The 16,710-nt window shown below is 43.9% G+C and carries 15 protein-coding genes; 8 read left to right on the top strand and 7 right to left on the bottom strand.

Annotated features, from left to right (window positions below):
• Window positions 1-3: 3 nt before the first annotated feature.
• A complete protein-coding gene (locus JMY01_RS10690; protein WP_227677865.1) occupies window positions 4-591 on the top strand; it encodes a hypothetical protein in 588 nt (195 codons plus the stop codon).
• Window positions 592-833: 242 nt separating this feature from the next.
• Here the strand turns inward: JMY01_RS10690 and minE are convergent, their stop codons facing one another.
• The 5 genes from minE to JMY01_RS10665 form a co-directional block, all read right to left on the bottom strand.
• Window positions 834-1,124, bottom strand: a complete 291-nt coding sequence (gene minE, locus JMY01_RS10685) for a cell division topological specificity factor MinE (RefSeq protein ID WP_201575649.1) — start codon at window positions 1,122-1,124, stop codon at window positions 834-836.
• A gap of 2 nt (window positions 1,125-1,126) precedes the next feature.
• Window positions 1,127-1,939 carry a septum site-determining protein MinD gene (minD, locus tag JMY01_RS10680; RefSeq protein ID WP_201575647.1) on the bottom strand — a complete coding sequence of 271 codons (813 nt, stop codon included), beginning with the start codon at window positions 1,937-1,939 and terminating at the stop codon, window positions 1,127-1,129.
• Between the two features lie 474 nt (window positions 1,940-2,413).
• A complete protein-coding gene (gene minC / locus JMY01_RS10675) occupies window positions 2,414-3,235 on the bottom strand; it encodes a septum site-determining protein MinC (RefSeq protein ID WP_201575645.1) in 822 nt (273 codons plus the stop codon).
• A gap of 294 nt (window positions 3,236-3,529) precedes the next feature.
• Window positions 3,530-4,609 carry a hypothetical protein gene (locus JMY01_RS10670; protein ID WP_201575643.1) on the bottom strand — a complete coding sequence of 360 codons (1,080 nt, stop codon included), beginning with the start codon at window positions 4,607-4,609 and terminating at the stop codon, window positions 3,530-3,532.
• Between the two features lie 153 nt (window positions 4,610-4,762).
• The gene (locus JMY01_RS10665; protein ID WP_201575641.1) at window positions 4,763-5,725 is read right to left on the bottom strand and encodes an acyltransferase; all 963 of its coding nucleotides are present in this window, start codon (window positions 5,723-5,725) and stop codon (window positions 4,763-4,765) included.
• A gap of 540 nt (window positions 5,726-6,265) precedes the next feature.
• Here JMY01_RS10665 and JMY01_RS10660 point away from each other — a divergent pair.
• The 7 genes from JMY01_RS10660 to JMY01_RS10630 all read left to right on the top strand — a co-directional run bounded on the left by JMY01_RS10660 (window position 6,266) and on the right by JMY01_RS10630 (window position 14,977).
• A complete protein-coding gene (locus JMY01_RS10660; protein ID WP_201575640.1) occupies window positions 6,266-6,922 on the top strand; it encodes an OmpA family protein in 657 nt (218 codons plus the stop codon).
• Between the two features lie 459 nt (window positions 6,923-7,381).
• Window positions 7,382-8,842 (top strand): imelysin family protein, encoded by a 1,461-nt coding sequence (locus JMY01_RS10655; protein ID WP_201575639.1) that lies wholly within the window; start codon window positions 7,382-7,384, stop codon window positions 8,840-8,842.
• Between the two features lie 210 nt (window positions 8,843-9,052).
• Window positions 9,053-10,681 (top strand): di-heme oxidoredictase family protein, encoded by a 1,629-nt coding sequence (locus JMY01_RS10650; RefSeq protein WP_227677861.1) that lies wholly within the window; start codon window positions 9,053-9,055, stop codon window positions 10,679-10,681.
• 64 nt (window positions 10,682-10,745) lie between these two features.
• Window positions 10,746-11,897, top strand: coding sequence for an imelysin family protein (locus JMY01_RS10645; protein ID WP_201575638.1), 1,152 nt, complete (start codon window positions 10,746-10,748; stop codon window positions 11,895-11,897).
• 3 nt (window positions 11,898-11,900) lie between these two features.
• Window positions 11,901-13,487 (top strand): DUF1513 domain-containing protein, encoded by a 1,587-nt coding sequence (locus JMY01_RS10640; RefSeq protein ID WP_201575637.1) that lies wholly within the window; start codon window positions 11,901-11,903, stop codon window positions 13,485-13,487.
• A gap of 85 nt (window positions 13,488-13,572) precedes the next feature.
• Window positions 13,573-14,157 carry a M48 family metallopeptidase gene (locus JMY01_RS10635; protein WP_227677858.1) on the top strand — a complete coding sequence of 195 codons (585 nt, stop codon included), beginning with the start codon at window positions 13,573-13,575 and terminating at the stop codon, window positions 14,155-14,157.
• A 217-nt stretch (window positions 14,158-14,374) separates the two neighbouring features.
• Window positions 14,375-14,977, top strand: a complete 603-nt coding sequence (locus tag JMY01_RS10630) for a methyltransferase domain-containing protein (protein ID WP_201575636.1) — start codon at window positions 14,375-14,377, stop codon at window positions 14,975-14,977.
• Here JMY01_RS10630 and JMY01_RS10625 read toward each other — a convergent pair.
• Together JMY01_RS10625 and JMY01_RS10620 are read right to left on the bottom strand one after the other, a co-directional pair.
• Window positions 14,966-15,628 carry a hypothetical protein gene (locus tag JMY01_RS10625; protein WP_201575635.1) on the bottom strand — a complete coding sequence of 221 codons (663 nt, stop codon included), beginning with the start codon at window positions 15,626-15,628 and terminating at the stop codon, window positions 14,966-14,968. The two genes, JMY01_RS10630 and JMY01_RS10625, sit on opposite strands and share 12 nt — an antisense overlap.
• Window positions 15,629-15,643: 15 nt before the next feature.
• Window positions 15,644-16,558, bottom strand: coding sequence for a hydrogen peroxide-inducible genes activator (locus tag JMY01_RS10620; protein WP_201575634.1), 915 nt, complete (start codon window positions 16,556-16,558; stop codon window positions 15,644-15,646).
• Between the last annotated feature and the right edge of the window lie 152 nt (window positions 16,559-16,710).

Genomic DNA, 16,710 nt, shown 5'->3' with positions numbered 1-16,710 from the left:
ATCATGAAGCATTCATTTGAAGCGGTCAGTTTGTTGACAACCAGTAAAGGTATGCTTGAAGTGACCATTATCCCAGCTATGAATCAGCCTGATTGGATCATTCCAAGTAGTTTGATCTTGAGTATCGATGATTATGATGAGCGTATTGCCACATATTTATGGCAGCAGCAAGAAGTGGCAGTATTTCATCTGGTACCAAGCGATCAGCCCGTTGATATAATCGTTGTGCTCGAAGGCAACACTGTTGCCCATCGTCTGGCGTTACAAACAGTAGGGCAGCCGTATCAGATGCAAGTACGAATCTCAGATGTTGAGGATGCTGAATTACCCGAACGCTATAGGCAGATAGCGCAGAGTAATAGTGATGCTAATCATGATGATGACGATAATAACGATAATAACAATGCGCTACAGAGTGACCATGCTAGCAATGAGAACTCGAGTAACGATGCAGAGGATACGGCAGATAAACGCTTTAGAGAAAACGTCGTTACTTCTTATATGTTTAACACCGTTGTCATTGATGATGAGCCATATCTAGTGCCAGATTTAGACAAAATTGCTCACCAGCTGGTCGATTTGGATAGCTGATTGAGTGTGATCTAAATAATCGGTTTTATAACATCGTACTTTTAATAGCGGTTAATGAAATGGTTCTATGAAAAAGCTCAATGATACAGTCCAAAACCATCTTGCTCTGAGTGTTTGAGTTGAGACCCAGATAACACAAAAGCCCCAAACATGACGCTTGGGGCTTTTCTATCGAGTGTCTAGTAATGAGCTAGATTGAATTCGCACTCATTGTCATTGCTACTTTAATCTTGCAAGTGGTCTTATTTCTTATGTTCAGGTAAGCTGATATTCATTTCAAGAACGTCAAGGGTGTCCTCTGAACGATGATTGATATTAACATCGTCAATCTGTACACCGTTGACGTACTTATTGACCACTTCTAGTATCTCGCGCTTCATCTTCTCAATACGATCTGCTGTTAGTCGGTTATTCAGCCGATTTTCGCTAGCAACAATGACTTTAAGACGTTCGGTGGCCATGTTGGCACTACCGGCGTTACTGCTGTCATCTGTGCCAAATAGGCTACTCCAAAATCCTTTTTTCTTACTCATTATTAACCCCCAAACCAGCGCTGTAATAGACTCTTTTTCTTAACGTCGAGATGACGTAGCGGACGCTCTTCTCCCAAAAAACGGGCAACGATATCATCATAGCATTGACCAGCGACTGAATCAGTATAATGAATGACTGGCTCACCGTGGTTAGATGCTTCTAGTACGGCATCGCTCTCAGGAATAACACCAAGTAACGGGACCTTTAAGATATCGTTAGAGATGGTATCAATGTCCATCATTTCATTGGCGGCAGCGCGTTCAGCGTTATAACGAGTAATGACTAAGTGCTCACGCACAGGCCCTAGGCCTTCTTCAGCTTTTTTGGTACGACTTTGTAAGATACCGATAATGCGATCAGAGTCACGTACTGATGAGATCTCAGGGTTAGTGACGATGATGGCTTCATCTGCATGGTACATTGCTAGCTGTGCACCGCGTTCGATACCTGCTGGAGAGTCGCAGATGATATAGTCGAACTGTTTTGATAGTTCCGCCATCACCTCAGCCACACCTTCATCTGTTAGGGCATCTTTATCACGGGTTTGGCTGGCAGGCAAAATATATAAATTCTCTAGCTGCTTGTCTTTCACCAGTGCCTGTGACAAACGGGCATTGCCGTTAATCACGTCAACAAAGTCGTACACAATGCGATTTTCACAGCCCATAATCAAGTCTAGATTACGTAAGCCCACGTCAAAATCGATAACAACTGTTTTATAGCCACGTAATGCTAAGCCGGCGGCAAAAGATGCGCTTGTTGTGGTTTTACCCACACCGCCTTTACCTGAAGTGATTACAACAATCTTCGCCACAATGGCACACTCCTATAGTTAAATGGGATATCTGATAGATAAAAAATCGTTCGATAACATGTATATGTGTTTGCTACTGTCTTTTGCAGCACCAATGAGAGGGCTACTCAATCTTATAGCTACTAAGTCTTATAAAGGGATGCTTATCAATCAACTGCACAGTTATACAGTTATGCTAGGACTACTATCTGCGAGCGTAAGCCTAGCATAAATATATACAATAATTTATAGCAAAGCTATTATGATACGGCAGTAACTTGCTCATTAGGTACTAAGGTAGCACAAGCCACTATCTATATGCTATTGCCATTATGGATAGTGGCTGAATTATCAATTTTTCGTAAGGTTTTTTTGTTAAATTAACTTACCTAAATATTAAAGCTCAGTGTTTACGCTCATACTGACGAAGACCGTAACCCTATAAAGTCAGAAGACTGACTCAAAGCGATAGATTATAGTTAACGGTCAAGGATATTATGAATTGTCCATAACCGTAAATACTAAGCCTTCACCCTCAACGAAACGCACCTGTACTGGCTTGTCAATGGTCTCTTCAGGTAAGTTATCTCGTAGGCAGTAGGTGCCAGCAACTGATACCAGTGATGGGTTAAACACTTGGCAAAAAATACGCGCGTCTTTATCCCCAGTTGCCCCAGCTACTAGTCTGCCTTGGGCACGGCCATAGACATGAAGGCTGTTGTCAGTAATGGCTTCAGCGCCACTATTGACACTATTGGTTAATATCAGATCACCACCAACATGGTTGATACTCTGTCCAGATCTCAGCATTTGATCGTAGATCATACTGGTAATATGGTCAGCACTCAGTAGCGTCTCAGTAGCTGCATCTGGAGAGTTGAGAGTCTCCGATGGACTGGCGTCTTTTTCGCTGTCTGTTGATTGTACTTCTGCGGCTTTAGGCTCAGTTGTTTGACTGATCTCAGTTTTAGGCTTTTTTGTGGGCAAGATACGTTCGATACGCTTACCATCACTTGGGAATATTGCCAACCTTTGGATACGCGCTTGTTCGTCAAGTAACCCTGTGACCACTCCGATGGGCTGTAGCCCCCATGACCACAGTAGATCTACCAAGGCAGATAAATTCTGCTCAACGCTACTGTCAATAACGACTGGAATGTTACTGTTCTTGTTGCTAACCAAGCCTGCTAAATGCGCTTCAATCGCTGCTGGATCATCAGTATGCAACTGCAAGCGCGAGAATGTCAGCATCTTGCCATAGAAGCTGATCGCAGGTTGAGTGGTCGTCACTTGGTTGTCTGTATCCGAAGTCGTCATAATGTAAATCCTTAAAAGATACTCATACTGCTGTGATCATGGTGCAGTTATTATATAGTCGGAGTACTTTTAAACCGCTACTGTGCTGCTCGCCCTAGATGTACTCAGTGTACGATCTGCGGTCGATCGCCTTGTAGCGATTTTAAAATTCCTTGACTATAAGTATATCGTTAATCATTTTATGGTCATTGTTTATCATTGTGCAGTGTACTAAGAGACGCTAGGAATTAACAAGCCCTTAACAACATAAATATCGCCAAAAAGCCGTGGTTAAGTCCATGCTTGTGAGTTTGGCTACAGATGAAACATCTCTCGATGCTTCCATTGCTGTACTTTGACCTGATTTTCTAGCTCTGACAAGCTATCAGAAATAATAGTGGCAATCAGCGCTTCGAGCATCGTATCTGATGTATCGATATTTGCGACACCATGAGCGATCTCTTGCATGAGCTTATCGAGAATCTCTGTACTTAATAGACGCTCATTAAGAGATAGGATGGAGTTTTCACCAATACTCTGACCGATTTGCTGTAATTGTGACTCAATTAAGCTGCCTGCAATGGGGATAAGACGCAAATAACGGCGTAGCTCAGGGGTGTTTGCCAAACCATCTTCAATGGCTTTACCAACTTCGTTTGCCAACAGATTGCCCTCTGCTGTTGTATCGTTCAGCCTTTGCAATTGCGGTATCAGCTCTTTTCGCAACAACGATAATATGACCGCTTCAATCTCGGCGCGGTTGCGAGTAATGGTTGATTCTATCAGCGATTTTTGCATCTCAGGATCGGTTAGCTGCTGGCGATAATTGGCAATAGTGGTCAAAATGACTCGATCAGACAGCTCTTCTAATAATAAGTCTATATAGAACTTAATACGGTTAAGCCATGGCTGTGGCAGTACTTGGTAACCAAGCTGATATAAGCGTCGCCCGATGACCACCGCCCGAAACAGTCGTAGCGCCCGCAGCTGCGGAAAACAGCCAAGCACCTCATACCAGTGGATAAATGGGAAGAAAAACCAGCGATAATAGACCTGCTCTTTAATCGCTATCGCCCAACGTATGAGCAGCTCAACAATTAAAAACACTGTAAAAAAACCACCAGCCGTTCGCAATGGATCGTGTAGGGTGCTTTGATACCAATTAAGTCCGTCACTAAGCGCTAGCCAACCAGCAACCTCATAACTAAAGTTACTCATCAAAATCGCATCAAGGCCGATAAGCAGTAGGTCAATACTGATAACGACCAACATGATGATGTCATAAGTCAGTTTTGTGCGATTTGGTGCGGGGCGTTTAGGGCGTTGTGGTGTTGCAGAGTCTGATGAGGTATTGGGCAGAGGTTTATTGTTTATAGAAGGGTCGGACACGGTCATCCCTTATCTCAGTAAATATTTGGTTATCGAGTTATTATAAGCAAAAAGGAGGTTTTGGTATTCCAACAACCTCCGCTGACGCATGTTCAAAAACATCATGCAGTTATTATCTCGCTATTATAAAGGAAAGCCAGTTAACTGTGAGATTAATGACTAAGGTTTTGACGTTTGCGGCTCATTTTCAAAGTCAGCCAACATCTCATCGATAAGATGGTCTTTTTGCTGCCATATGTCATCAATCCAATCGAACATCTGCTTTTTGATGGCTTCATCGTTATCATAGCCACCATTTTGGATAGCAGTAAACAATTCATCAGGCATCTCAATGTGACGTACATTGACACCTAAACGTTTAATATTACCTTTCCATAAATCACTATAGTTTGGTACCCCATCAGGGTAAACAATGGTCATATCTAAGATGCCATCGATATCCGTACCCAAGGCGTTAATCGCTAATGACAGACCACCTGCTCGCGGTTTCAGTAGATGCGTATAAGGGGAGTTTTGCTTAGCATGTTTGGCCTTGGTGAAGCGCGTACCTTCTAAGTAATTGAGTAGAGTGAACGGCTTGTCTTTGAGCAAAGAGCAGGCACGTTGAGCTTCTAATAAGTCCTTACCTTTTAGCTCAGGGTTTTTGGCGAGCTCCTCTTTAGAATGTCGACGCATCATGGGAAAGTCTAAAAAATAAAAGGTCTGACCGACCACAGGAATATAGATTAGCTCAAATTTGGTAAAGAAGCGCGTCAGCGGTAAGCGGTTTTCACTGATATATTGTACGATACTGGTATCCACCCATGATTGATGGTTACTAACAAGCAGATACTTGCCATCAATGCGTACGTCGTCAGGCAAGTTAATACGCCAATCTTTTTTTGGTAAGATGTGGTTGATGACCGCATTGTTACTTTTAATCCAATGGTTGGCAATTTTAATGACCGTTTCGTCGGCAATAGAGGAGCCAGTGATCATTTTAGTCGCACCCATTAACCACATAGGGATACTCGCGCCTAGACTGTTACCGAGGATAACGCCAGTAGCGGTCGCCAGCGAAACCGCTTTACCAAGTTTGGGCGCACGTTCATGCAATTTTTGAATGGAAGAAGTCAGTCGCATGTTAAGTCCTTTTTTATATCAGTCTTTTAATAGGTATTCAGCTCAGTCTTTAATACACAAGCCAAGGGTTTTGTTGTTAGAGTCATAAAATATGAATACTTTTATTAATGATATACCCCAGTTTTGAGCAAGTTTTTAACATTGATGATTTTAGCAGAAATCAGCAATAGTGTACGACTGTTAACGTGACTGACGGTAGCAGATAAGCGGAGATGGAAAATATACTTTTTGAGAGCTGTATGAAATTGTGAGCTGACAAGCGACTTAGGGCAGTGCGAAATCGTGCATCACACCTTGGTATCTATGCTCTTATATGGGTAAATATAATACGCTGTGTAAGGTGCCACGCACTTTTCATACAGAGGTATGACAAAATATTACACATAGATAGCTTGGGCTTGCCATACTATAACTGGTGTGCTTAGCATCTAAATCACTATTTTATATAGTCTTGTTGATTATATGCATAGTGTGTTTTATATTTAGAACTTACAATAGAATAAATCAAAATTTTTAGAGTTAACTTAAGAGGAAATAATTATGCGTAACAAATTAATGATCGCAGCAGTCGCTTCAGGTCTAGCCCTTACTGGTTGTGTGACAGATCCAAATACTGGACAGCAACGTTTGAATAAAGCAGCTATCGGTGGTTTGGCCGGCGCAGCAGGTGGTGCAACTATCTCAAAAGCAACTGGCGGTGATAAGACTGGCCGTGATGCTCTGATTGGTGCTGCGCTTGGTACTGGTGTTGGCTATTATATGGAGCGTCAAGCAAGACAGCTTGAGCAGCAAATGGCTGGTACTGGCGTAACTGTTGAGCAAAACCCAACTACTGGTAACATCGATCTAGTCATGCCAGGCAATATTACTTTTGCTTTTGATGATGCAACCTTGAGCTCTTCTTTCAAGCCAACGCTTGATAAGCTTGCCTCAACGATGAATCAGTACAACCAGACTACTGTAAATATCGCAGGTCACACAGATAGTAGAGGTGCTGCATCTTACAATATGGGTCTGTCACGTGACCGTGCTTACTCAGTAGCGAACTACTTGAGCGCACGTGGCGTATCATCAAACCGCATTAATGTGGTTGCTTATGGTGAGTCACGTCCAATTGCTGACAACAATACAGATTATGGCCGTCAGCAAAACCGCCGTGTTGAGCTAACCATCAACTCACCACAGAACTTAAACTAATAAGTAATCTTATATAGTACTATGTGTTGAGTATTTCGATACATAAGGGTCAGCGATAAGCTGGCCTTTTTTTATGTCTTTAATTTGGATTTTTGAGCAAATCTTTATTTTCCATAGTGCTTATCTACTACAGCAACAATATATATTAAATAATCCGGTGGTGTTCTAAAAAGTATGCTAGCGATAGAAGTCAATAAGAAATCTATGCTAAGTTCTCTGATTCTATAGGGCTTTAAAGGCTTCAAAAATTGTTCAAGTTTTAATCAGCATACTTTTTGACACACCACCAATAATCCTATTATATGAAAAGCAAACACTACGAAAAAGTGATGTAAATATAAATTAAATATTGATAATGATTATCAATAACTTTATAATTCTTGAATATCTATTATTGCAGTATTCTTTAATTGAGACTGACGACTACTTTTTCTTTTGCAATATCTTTTGAGGGTGTGTATGACGATTACTACAGTGACGAGCCGTAAAATCTTCCCAACTACTTTAGCTGCAGCGCTTGCAGGGCTGTTGATGGTGTCGGGTTGTACCAAGCAAGCCAGTGAGGGCACTGCTGCTGACGCTGAGACGCAGACAGAGGTGCAAAACGCAGAGTCGACCGACAATACAAAGCTGTCAGCTGCTGAGCAAGCTCACACTGATAGGCTGGTCATCAGTTATGCCAACATGGCACATGCCGCTTATAAAGACTCGTTAGAAACAGCCAAATTATTGCAAACAGCGGTAGAAACCTATGTAGCCACACCGACACAAGCCAATCTCGATGCGGCAAAAGCGGCCTATAAAGCGGCGCGTCAACCATATTCGCAAACTGAAGTTTTTCGTTTTGATGAAGGTTTTGTGACTGCTAACGATGAGCGTGCCATTGGCAGTATAGATAGCTGGGAAGGACAGGTAAATGCTTGGCCGCTTGATGAAGCACTGATTGATTATGTCAGTGACAGCTATGAAGGTGAGTACAGCAGCCAAGACAATATCGTCAATAGCGACAGCATCACTGTTGGTAGTATCAAACAAGACACCAGCGAAATCACTCCTGAACTATTAGCCGAGATGAATGAGATCGGCGGTAGTGAGGCCAATGTAACCACTGGCTATCATGCCATTGAGTTCATGCTATGGGGTCAAGATACCAATGGCGTCGGCGCAGGGGCAGGGAATCGCCCTGTGACCGATTATGTGACCGAAGCAGGTCAATGTACCAGCGGTGACACGGTCAATGAAGATGCCAGTATATGTGAGCGTCGCGGTGAGTTTTTGAAGGCCGCTACTCAGTTATTGGTTGATGATTTGACAGCGATGGAAGCCGAGTGGCAGCCTGAAAGTGAAAACACCTTACGTAGCGATCTGATAGCGCGTAAATACGACAACGGTCTTCGTCAAATCCTGTACCAGATGGGCAGCTTGGCGCTTGGTGAGCTGGCTTCTGAGCGTATGCAAGTCGCCTTTGTCACAGGCTCTACCGAAGATGAACACGAATGCTTTAGCGATTTGACGCATTTAAGCTATGCCAACAATGCGCGCGGTATTCAAAATGTCTTTAACGGAAGTTATCAGACAGTCGCTGGGAAAGCAGTCGGTGGTTATGGCATCAAAAACTATCTTGTCGATAGTGGTCACAAAGACGCTGCTGATAAGCTGGCTGCTGATTTCAAAAAGGTAGAAAGTGCCTTTAACGTCATCGTCGAAAAAGGTGAGAAAGAAGGCATTAAGGTTGATCAGATGATTGCAACCGTTGGTCAAGCAAGTAAGCATGGCGTCTCTGCTGAAGAGCAAAACACCCGTCGTGGCTGGATTGAGGCTGGTATTACTAGCTTACAAGAGCTGACTGATGGTATCGAAAATGCGGCAAAAGCGGTCGGTATTGATAACTTAGATGCGGACGCAGGGTCACAGTTTTAAGTTAACCTTTGTCTTGAGTTGATTTCTATATATTTATACCTGCTAATAAGTCACGATAAACTCAAGATAAGTCTTTTTGTGAAAGTATAAATCAGATACGATACATGCGTTGTTAGCTATGGCTAGCAACGTATTTCTAAGAGCATTAAAATAGGTCGATAGCATAGCACGCGATTTTAATGGTTCTATTCTAGAACTAAGGCAACTCCTATGAACGCCATTCATATTAAACCCTCTGTTTTCTCTTCTACAATCCTCCGAAGTGTGTCATCCAAACTTGCGTTAATTATGATGGGTACACTGACTCTTAGTGCTTGTCAGCCAGCTGATAATATTGCTAATGATATTTCTGCTAATGAAAACAACCAAGCGTTAGGGCCTGAACGTACGCAAACCATAGAAGCGCTCGCTGGCGTGCCAATGCAGCAGCTGGCCACATTTGACCCGCAAGAGATTAAGCAAGGTGGCGACACTGGCATTAGTATTACTAGCGCCGAGAGTTATTCTAAACCTTCCTCAAACGTATCTGCCTCGCGTAAAGGCAATTTCTTTATTGGTAATGCCTTTTTTAAGCAGCCTTGGGTGGTTGCACCTGCGAGCACTGACAGTCGTGACGGTCTAGGAGCGTTATTTAACGTCGCTGCTTGTCAATCATGTCATATAAAAGATGGCCGTGGTCACGCTCCAATGAATAGTGAGGACGATGCTGACAGCTTGCTTATTCGACTGGCGATGCCAGCGACCACGGATGAGCAGCGAGAGCAATTACAAAACTCACTTATCGAAAAAGTCGTTCATCCGATGTATGGTGGTCAGCTGCAAGATCGTGGTATTCAAGGCGTGCCTGCCGAAGCAAGAATTGCGGTGCAATGGACAGAGAAGCCAGTCACCTTTGCCGATGGTCATGTTGAGACGCTCCGTGCGCCAACTTTTAACTTAACCAAACCTAGTTATGGTGTATTTGATGATGAGCTGATGGTATCACCGCGCGTGGCGTTACCGATGATTGGACTTGGGCTGCTTGAGCAAATTCCCGATGAAGATATCAAGAAACAAGCAGATAGCGATGACGAAAATAATGACGATATTAGCGGTAAATTTAACTGGGTAATGGATCCGCAAACAGGAAAAACAGCTTTAGGTCGTTTTGGCTGGAAAGCAGGACAAACCAAGCTCCTCACCCAAAACCAAAGTGCGTTTAATGAAGACATGGGGCTGACCTCAAACATCCGTCCTCATGAATCCTGCATGCCGACGCAAACGGCTTGCTTGAGTGCAACGACTGGCGCTGATGAGCAGGGTAATGGTAAACCACCCGTTGAAGTCAATGATGAAGTGGCGAAGTTTGTGGAGTTTTATACGCGTAATTTAGCGGTGCCGCATCGGCGTAATGCTGATGACAAGCTGGTATTAGCTGGTAAAAAACGCTTTTATGATATGGGCTGCCAAAGCTGCCACACGCCAAGATATCAGTTGCCAAAAACCGATGATGACCATCTTGAGCAGCATGGGCAAGTGATTTATCCTTATACAGATTTATTGCTGCATGACATGGGTGATGACCTTGCTGATCGGACGATTGCGGGCAAGTTGCCACCGAAAGACGCGCAAGTAGAGTTTTTAGCCAACTCCTATGAGTGGCGCACGCCGGCATTGTGGGGTATTGGCCTTGCGCAAACCGTCGATTCGCAAGCAACGTTTTTACATGATGGGCGTGCACGTACATTGATGGAAGCGGTACTGTGGCACGGCGGTGAAGCTGAAACACAGAAACAAAAAGTATTAAAGTTAGATAAACAAGGGCGTACTGAATTGAATGCGTTCTTAAAATCCTTATAAAAATGATGTGGTTTATCTGCTTTTAACGACTAAAATAACTACTTATATAAATACCGAGAAACTTATGAAAATAAACCCTGCTTTAGCAATGGCGCTATCTGCTCTAAGCGCTGGCTTGCTTATTAGCTGCGTCAAACCTGCTGATGAGAATAAATCGTCAGAGGTTGATAGCCAAAAGGTTGCGCAAGATAGCGAAGTTTCGACTAACTCAGCAGATAGTAATAGCGGCAATGCAGATAAAATTATCGCCATAGATATCAGCGCGGATACTGAAAAAGCCTATCTGACTCATGTGGCAAATGATATTGTCATTCCAGCGTACGCGGATGCAGCGAAGCAGAGTGGTTTATTGTACAACTTGGCGCAAAAGCATTGTCAGCAAGCGCCAGTAAGTGGTGATGAGCTACAAACGCTGCGCGATCAGTGGCTCGTGTTAGCACAAGCATGGGCGAATGCTGAAATGATCAATTTTGGCCCTGCAACTGCCAGTATGAGCAATTTATATATCAATTATTATCCTGATGAACGAGGGCTGGTACACAGCGGCGTTGCAGATTTAATCGCTGCTAATCCAACATTGACCGCTGAGCAGCTGGCTAACGAAAGCGCTATTGTGCAAGGAGTGCCAGGATTAGAAGAAGCGCTATACGCCAATGACAGCTTGGATGCTGGGCAATGTGCTTATGTGATAAGCGCAAGTAGCGCCTTGAGTACACGCCTAAAAAATATCGAAGACAACTGGCAGCAGAATGCCACTGATCTATTAGCGATTGATAAAACAGTAGATAGCGATCAAGGTTTGAACCAATGGTTTAACTCTTTACTATCGTTGGTTGAGACCATGAAGTCTAATGCCATAGACCAGCCTTTGGGCCTAACGGGTAAGGCCAAAGGTCATCTGCCGGCCGCTACCGCTGGGCAAAGCCGCGCTATTATCAATGCCAAATTGGCTACACTAAATCAAGCGCTGACCGATCCAGTTTTAACCGCTATCCTTGGCAGTAATAACGAAAACGAAGTGGCTGATAGTTTATCCACCGCACTTGCTGATGCCACCACGCTGCTGGCACAAATGCCAGAAGATTTAGCGACTGCGGATAAAGCCACACAGCAAGAATTACATGAGCATCTAACCACCATTACTCGTGTCATTAAGCGCCAATTGATTCCGACACTCGGTCTCCGTGTGGGCTTTAATAGCACTGATGGCGATTAAATCATGCAGAATACCGAAGCTAAGACAGTAGCGCTAGTGACTGAAGATTCTTCTGAGTCACAGGGTCTAACACGCAAACAGTCTAATAATCGAAACAATACTCGATTAGGCCATGAGCTGTTGACAACCTCAGCACTGACAGCGCTGTCTACTGTGGTAGGTACAGCGGCACTTGTCGTTATCCATCATCGCTATCGTAAGCAGCGTCAGCCTGATGCAAGATTGTTAGATTATGTAGCAGGCGTCCGTGCTCAATTGAGTTTATTATCATCAACCGCTAAACCTGAGTTAACGCGATTTCGCTATGCTTGTCAGCAAGCCGCTGCTGCGTGGCAACAGTCGTATCATAACGCTATAGAGGACAAAGGTAGCGATAGTGACACTACTGATTTTAGCGCTGCTCATACTACGACCATGTTAGCGCGCCCAGTTTGCTGGGTGAGTGGTGTGGCTTCTATGCCAAAAAATATTTCATCAATGAATGATGATGGTAATCCTGAAAATGACTTCGGTGTGGTTGGTATCGATGCGGATAGGGAAGTCGTTTGGCAGACCACCATGCCTGAACGTGTGCATGATATCGTTGTACAGCCAGTTTCTGATGCTCAAAATACAGCTATTAATGATAATCAAAATCGCGATGTGGTAGTCATGGGACGGCGTCCAAGCGAGAAGTTTTGGGTGCTAGATACAGCGACTGGTCAAGTAAAGTTCGCTATTAAAGCTTCAAACCATCGCCATTTTTATGGTCATGCCTGTTATAGTTTAGACGGTAAACTGCTGTATGTGACCGAGAATGACACGATAAATTTAGACGGTAAAATTGGTATCTATGATGCTCATGATGCTTATAAAAAAGTAGCAGAGTTTGACTCGCATGGTATTGGGCCGCATGAGCTAATCATGCACCCTGATGGTGAAACGCTGGTGATTGCTAATGGTGGCATTAAAACCGAGCAAGCTTCTCGGGAAGAGCTAAACCTAGACAGCATGCGCCCGTCATTAGTGTATCTGAATCGTCATGATGGCTCATTGCTTGAGCAGATTGTTCCTGAGCACAATCAAATGAGTGTGCGTCATTTAGCCATGCATGATGACGGCACTGTGATGATTGGCATTCAGTTTCAAGGTGATAAGCATATCAATGTGCCATTGGTGCTCACTCATAAGCGCGGTAATTCTGACTTTAAACCATTGATTATGCCCAATAATCAATGGCAACGCTTTCATCAATATATTGCCAGTGTGGCGGTCGATAGCGAGCGTAACCTATTATGTGTGACTACACCGATTGGCGGCTGTGCAGCGATTTATGACTTAAACACTCGAGAATTGATTGATGATGTTAGTTTGCCAGATTGTGCAGGAGCATCAGTGTTATTTAATCAGCGTACTAGCAACGTAAGAGATAATAGTGAGCGTTCAGGTTTTATCGTTAGTGATGGACAAGGTCAGTTAACGACGTTAGAGGTGAATGATACATCAGCGACAGGGTCAATTAACCAGGATAAGATTGAGAAAACTCAGCGCATTATTAAAAACAGTAAGGTGCATAAGATGTCTTTTGACAATCATTTGCAAGCGCTGTAGCTCTTATGATTATTAAGCAAGGGGATATGACATCAGTTTAAATACTGTTAGACAACAACTTGCGCAGGCGGGCATTGAGCTACACGTGACCAAAAAGCGCGTTAAAAATATCAATTTTCGCTTGCAGCCACATCTTCTTAAAGTGTCAGTACCTAAAACCATTAGCGCTGTGCAAATGGCGCAGGCTATCGACCACCGCGTACCTTGGGCAATCGCTAATCACGCGCAAGTGTTGGAGCAATATAAGCGTAAACAAACCTCTTCACCAGAAACTTCAGCTGCCGACAGTCCTATTCTGTTGTGGGGTGTAGAACAATCATTTACCTTAAGTCATGATGAAAAAATTGCTTATTATCGGCAACAGCTCTCTGAAGTCATGCCTTCTCTGTTTGAAAAATGGCAACCAGTTGTCGGCGCTGAGGCCAATGAGATACGCCTAAAAAAAATGCACACGCGCTGGGGCAGCTGTAATACGCGCGCGCGACGGATTTGGTTATCCGTTTATCTGCCCGCCTATCCTATTGAATGCACAGAATACGTCATCGTTCACGAGCTGTGTCATTTGCATCATGCCAATCATAGCCGTGCGTTTTGGCAAACGGTTGCGACAGCAATGCCGGATTATCGGCAATGGCATGATATGCTGGCAGGCAAGACGGGACAGTTATAGTCGGAGTACTTTTAAACCGCTACTGTGTTGCTCGCCCTAGATGTACTCAGTGTACTATCTGCAGTCGACCGCCTTGTAGCGATTTTAAAATTCCTTGACTATCGATTAACACAGCCCGTAAATAATATAAAAAAAGCGTGATAAGACTGATATGATAGGTCATAACGGTACACAGCGTATTGTTATAAAAATATAAATCAGCATACAAGGATGTCATATGGATAATGTCAATCAAGCCGAGTATTGGCAACAACGTTACGAGTCGGACAGCATACAATGGGATATGGGTCAGGTGTCGCCACCGCTAAAAGCCTATATTGACCAGCTGCCTGACTCTGCTAAAAACCAAGCCATTTTAGTGCCGGGTGCTGGTAATGCGTACGAAGTGGGCTACTTACATGAGCAAGGATTTACCAATGTCATTTTGGTGGACTTTGCTCCTGCACCGATTGAGGCGTTTGCTGAGCGCTATCCTGACTTTCCCGCTGAGCATCTGATCTGCGCGGACTTTTTTGATTTATCAGCAGAGGATTATCAATTTGATTGGATACTTGAACAGACGTTTTTTTGTGCGATAAACCCATCGCGCCGTGATGAGTACGTGCAGCAGATGGCAACGCTGCTAAAACCTCAAGGTAAGCTGATTGGGTTGTTGTTTGATAGAGAGTTTGGTGATGATGACATTCCCTTTGGCGGCTCAAAAGAGGAGTATCTACAGCGTTTCAAAACGCATTTTGATATCGACGTCATGGAGACGAGCTACAACTCACACCCAGCAAGGCAGGGCACTGAGTTGTTTCTCAAGCTCTTAGCAAAGTAGCAGACTGCTCTCTCGTTTGATATTGTCCCGTGCTTGCGCTTCCAACCGCTCAAAATAGTAGTCAGTGAGATATAGACGAGGAGGTGCAAGCAGCCCTGCTAATACTTTAGTTCGTCCTGTACGATAGTTTGTGATCGGAACGTGACTATATTCTTGACGCACGGCTTGCGCGTATCTTTTGTAATCAGACCAAACGCTGCCTAAAATACTCAAATCCATATCAAGCAAAAAAGCTGCGTCAAGGTCGCTATCTTTATCCTCATCAAGCTCGTGATCAGCGGTCAGCATTATCAAGTCATCAATACGTCGGCACTGCTCAACATCTAAATAGGGGCTGAGTTTTTTAATCATGTATTCTGCACTTTGCCGCTCGTTATCCGCGCGCCTTGGCTCGTAGATCACATCATGATAATAGAGTGCCAAAGCGATGATATGTGGCTCATGTAGATACTGCTGCACCTGTTCAAACTGCGCAAACAACTGGGCCAGATGCTCTAAGGTATGATAAGCGCGCTGAGTTTCGTTATAACGATCAGCGATGTCCTGCCAAAGTATTTTAGCTTGTACTGTCTCAATGTCACCATTAAGAGCAGATAGATGCAGAACAAAACGCTTACCAAGATCAGAAGTTGTTTGCGCAGATGCTTTCATATATAACCTGAGCTGCTATTGTTTGTTGTGACTGGCATCGTCTTCAAAGGCCTTTTTGAATAACTCACCGAGCAAGTTTACATCATCCACGCGCGCATAATTCAGACGAGTGACGAAGGCAATATGTCGGTGCGGCCCTGACTCTGCTAATGGGACAGCGACCGAGTTTTGGTTTTGTAGATGGAGTTGATCCAGCGCCATTTCAGGCACCAATGTCGTCCCCATGTTGGCGAGCGCCATCTGAATGAGTGTGTTTAAGCTGGCATCAGAAAAGCTTGATTTCATTTGTTCTCGATCGAAGTCGCACACTGACAATGTCTGATCAGTGAGGCAATGACCCTCTCCAAGCAACATTAAATTGGCTGTTGCCAGCTCATCGGCATTAATGGTCTCAAGCTTGGCATGCACATCGTCTTTTGGAAAGACAGCGAAGAAGTCCTCTGCCCAAAACTCAAACGTATGTAAGCCATCTACTGCATAAGGCAAGGCTATAATTGCGGTGTCAATATGTCCGTAGCGAACCTGCTCAAGTAAGCGCTCAGTTTGCTGCTCTATAATGGTCATACGAAAGTTTGGATATTGCGCTCGTAGAGCAGGCAATACTTTGGGCAACAAATAAGGGGCGATGGTTGGGATAATACCGACGGTCATTGGATAGGCAAGTGGCGTTTGATGACTGTGGGCACGACTGGTCAAATCGTTCACTTCAGAAAATATCCGCTGCGCCCGTGTCAAAATCTCTTGGCCGATAGGGGTGATCAGGACTTGTTTGTTATTACGCTCAAAAATTTGCGTATCCAGCTGCCTTTCAAGCTCTGCGATACCCAAGCTGAGCGCAGACTGGGAAATACTACAGTCTTCCGCGGCACGTTTAAAATGGCGATGCTTAGCGACGGCTAAGGCGAATTCAAGCTGACGTAGGGTGATCATAAAGGCTCTCTTTTAAGGGGTTTTAGTGCAGTTTTTATACTTATTAATCCAGTATACGACAGCAGTTTACCGATAGTACACTGATAACAAAAAGCAGATAGAATAGTTTAACAAGATTAATAAAACAAAACATCACATTAAAAACTTTTAAC

The sequence above is a fragment of the Psychrobacter sp. H8-1 genome (assembly GCF_904846575.1).
Lineage (GTDB): Bacteria > Pseudomonadota > Gammaproteobacteria > Pseudomonadales > Moraxellaceae > Psychrobacter > Psychrobacter fulvigenes.
The sequence above is the reverse complement of the archived record's forward strand: the minus strand, read 5'-3'. Positions and strand labels throughout refer to the sequence as shown.

Excerpts from the sequence above, each read along its gene's own strand:
- JMY01_RS10690 (WP_227677865.1), top strand. The coding sequence starts at position 4 with ATGAAGCATTCATTTGAAGCGGTCAGTTTGTTGACAACCAGTAAAGGT.
- minE (WP_201575649.1), bottom strand. The coding sequence starts at position 1,124 with ATGAGTAAGAAAAAAGGATTTTGGAGTAGCCTATTTGGCACAGATGAC.
- minC (WP_201575645.1), bottom strand. The coding sequence starts at position 3,235 with ATGACGACTTCGGATACAGACAACCAAGTGACGACCACTCAACCTGCG.
- JMY01_RS10670 (WP_201575643.1), bottom strand. The coding sequence starts at position 4,609 with ATGACCGTGTCCGACCCTTCTATAAACAATAAACCTCTGCCCAATACC.
- JMY01_RS10665 (WP_201575641.1), bottom strand. The coding sequence starts at position 5,725 with ATGCGACTGACTTCTTCCATTCAAAAATTGCATGAACGTGCGCCCAAA.
- JMY01_RS10660 (WP_201575640.1), top strand. The coding sequence starts at position 6,266 with ATGCGTAACAAATTAATGATCGCAGCAGTCGCTTCAGGTCTAGCCCTT.
- JMY01_RS10655 (WP_201575639.1), top strand. The coding sequence starts at position 7,382 with ATGACGATTACTACAGTGACGAGCCGTAAAATCTTCCCAACTACTTTA.
- JMY01_RS10650 (WP_227677861.1), top strand. The coding sequence starts at position 9,053 with ATGAACGCCATTCATATTAAACCCTCTGTTTTCTCTTCTACAATCCTC.
- JMY01_RS10645 (WP_201575638.1), top strand. The coding sequence starts at position 10,746 with ATGAAAATAAACCCTGCTTTAGCAATGGCGCTATCTGCTCTAAGCGCT.
- JMY01_RS10640 (WP_201575637.1), top strand. The coding sequence starts at position 11,901 with ATGCAGAATACCGAAGCTAAGACAGTAGCGCTAGTGACTGAAGATTCT.
- JMY01_RS10630 (WP_201575636.1), top strand. The coding sequence starts at position 14,375 with ATGGATAATGTCAATCAAGCCGAGTATTGGCAACAACGTTACGAGTCG.
- JMY01_RS10625 (WP_201575635.1), bottom strand. The coding sequence starts at position 15,628 with ATGAAAGCATCTGCGCAAACAACTTCTGATCTTGGTAAGCGTTTTGTT.
- JMY01_RS10620 (WP_201575634.1), bottom strand. The coding sequence starts at position 16,558 with ATGATCACCCTACGTCAGCTTGAATTCGCCTTAGCCGTCGCTAAGCAT.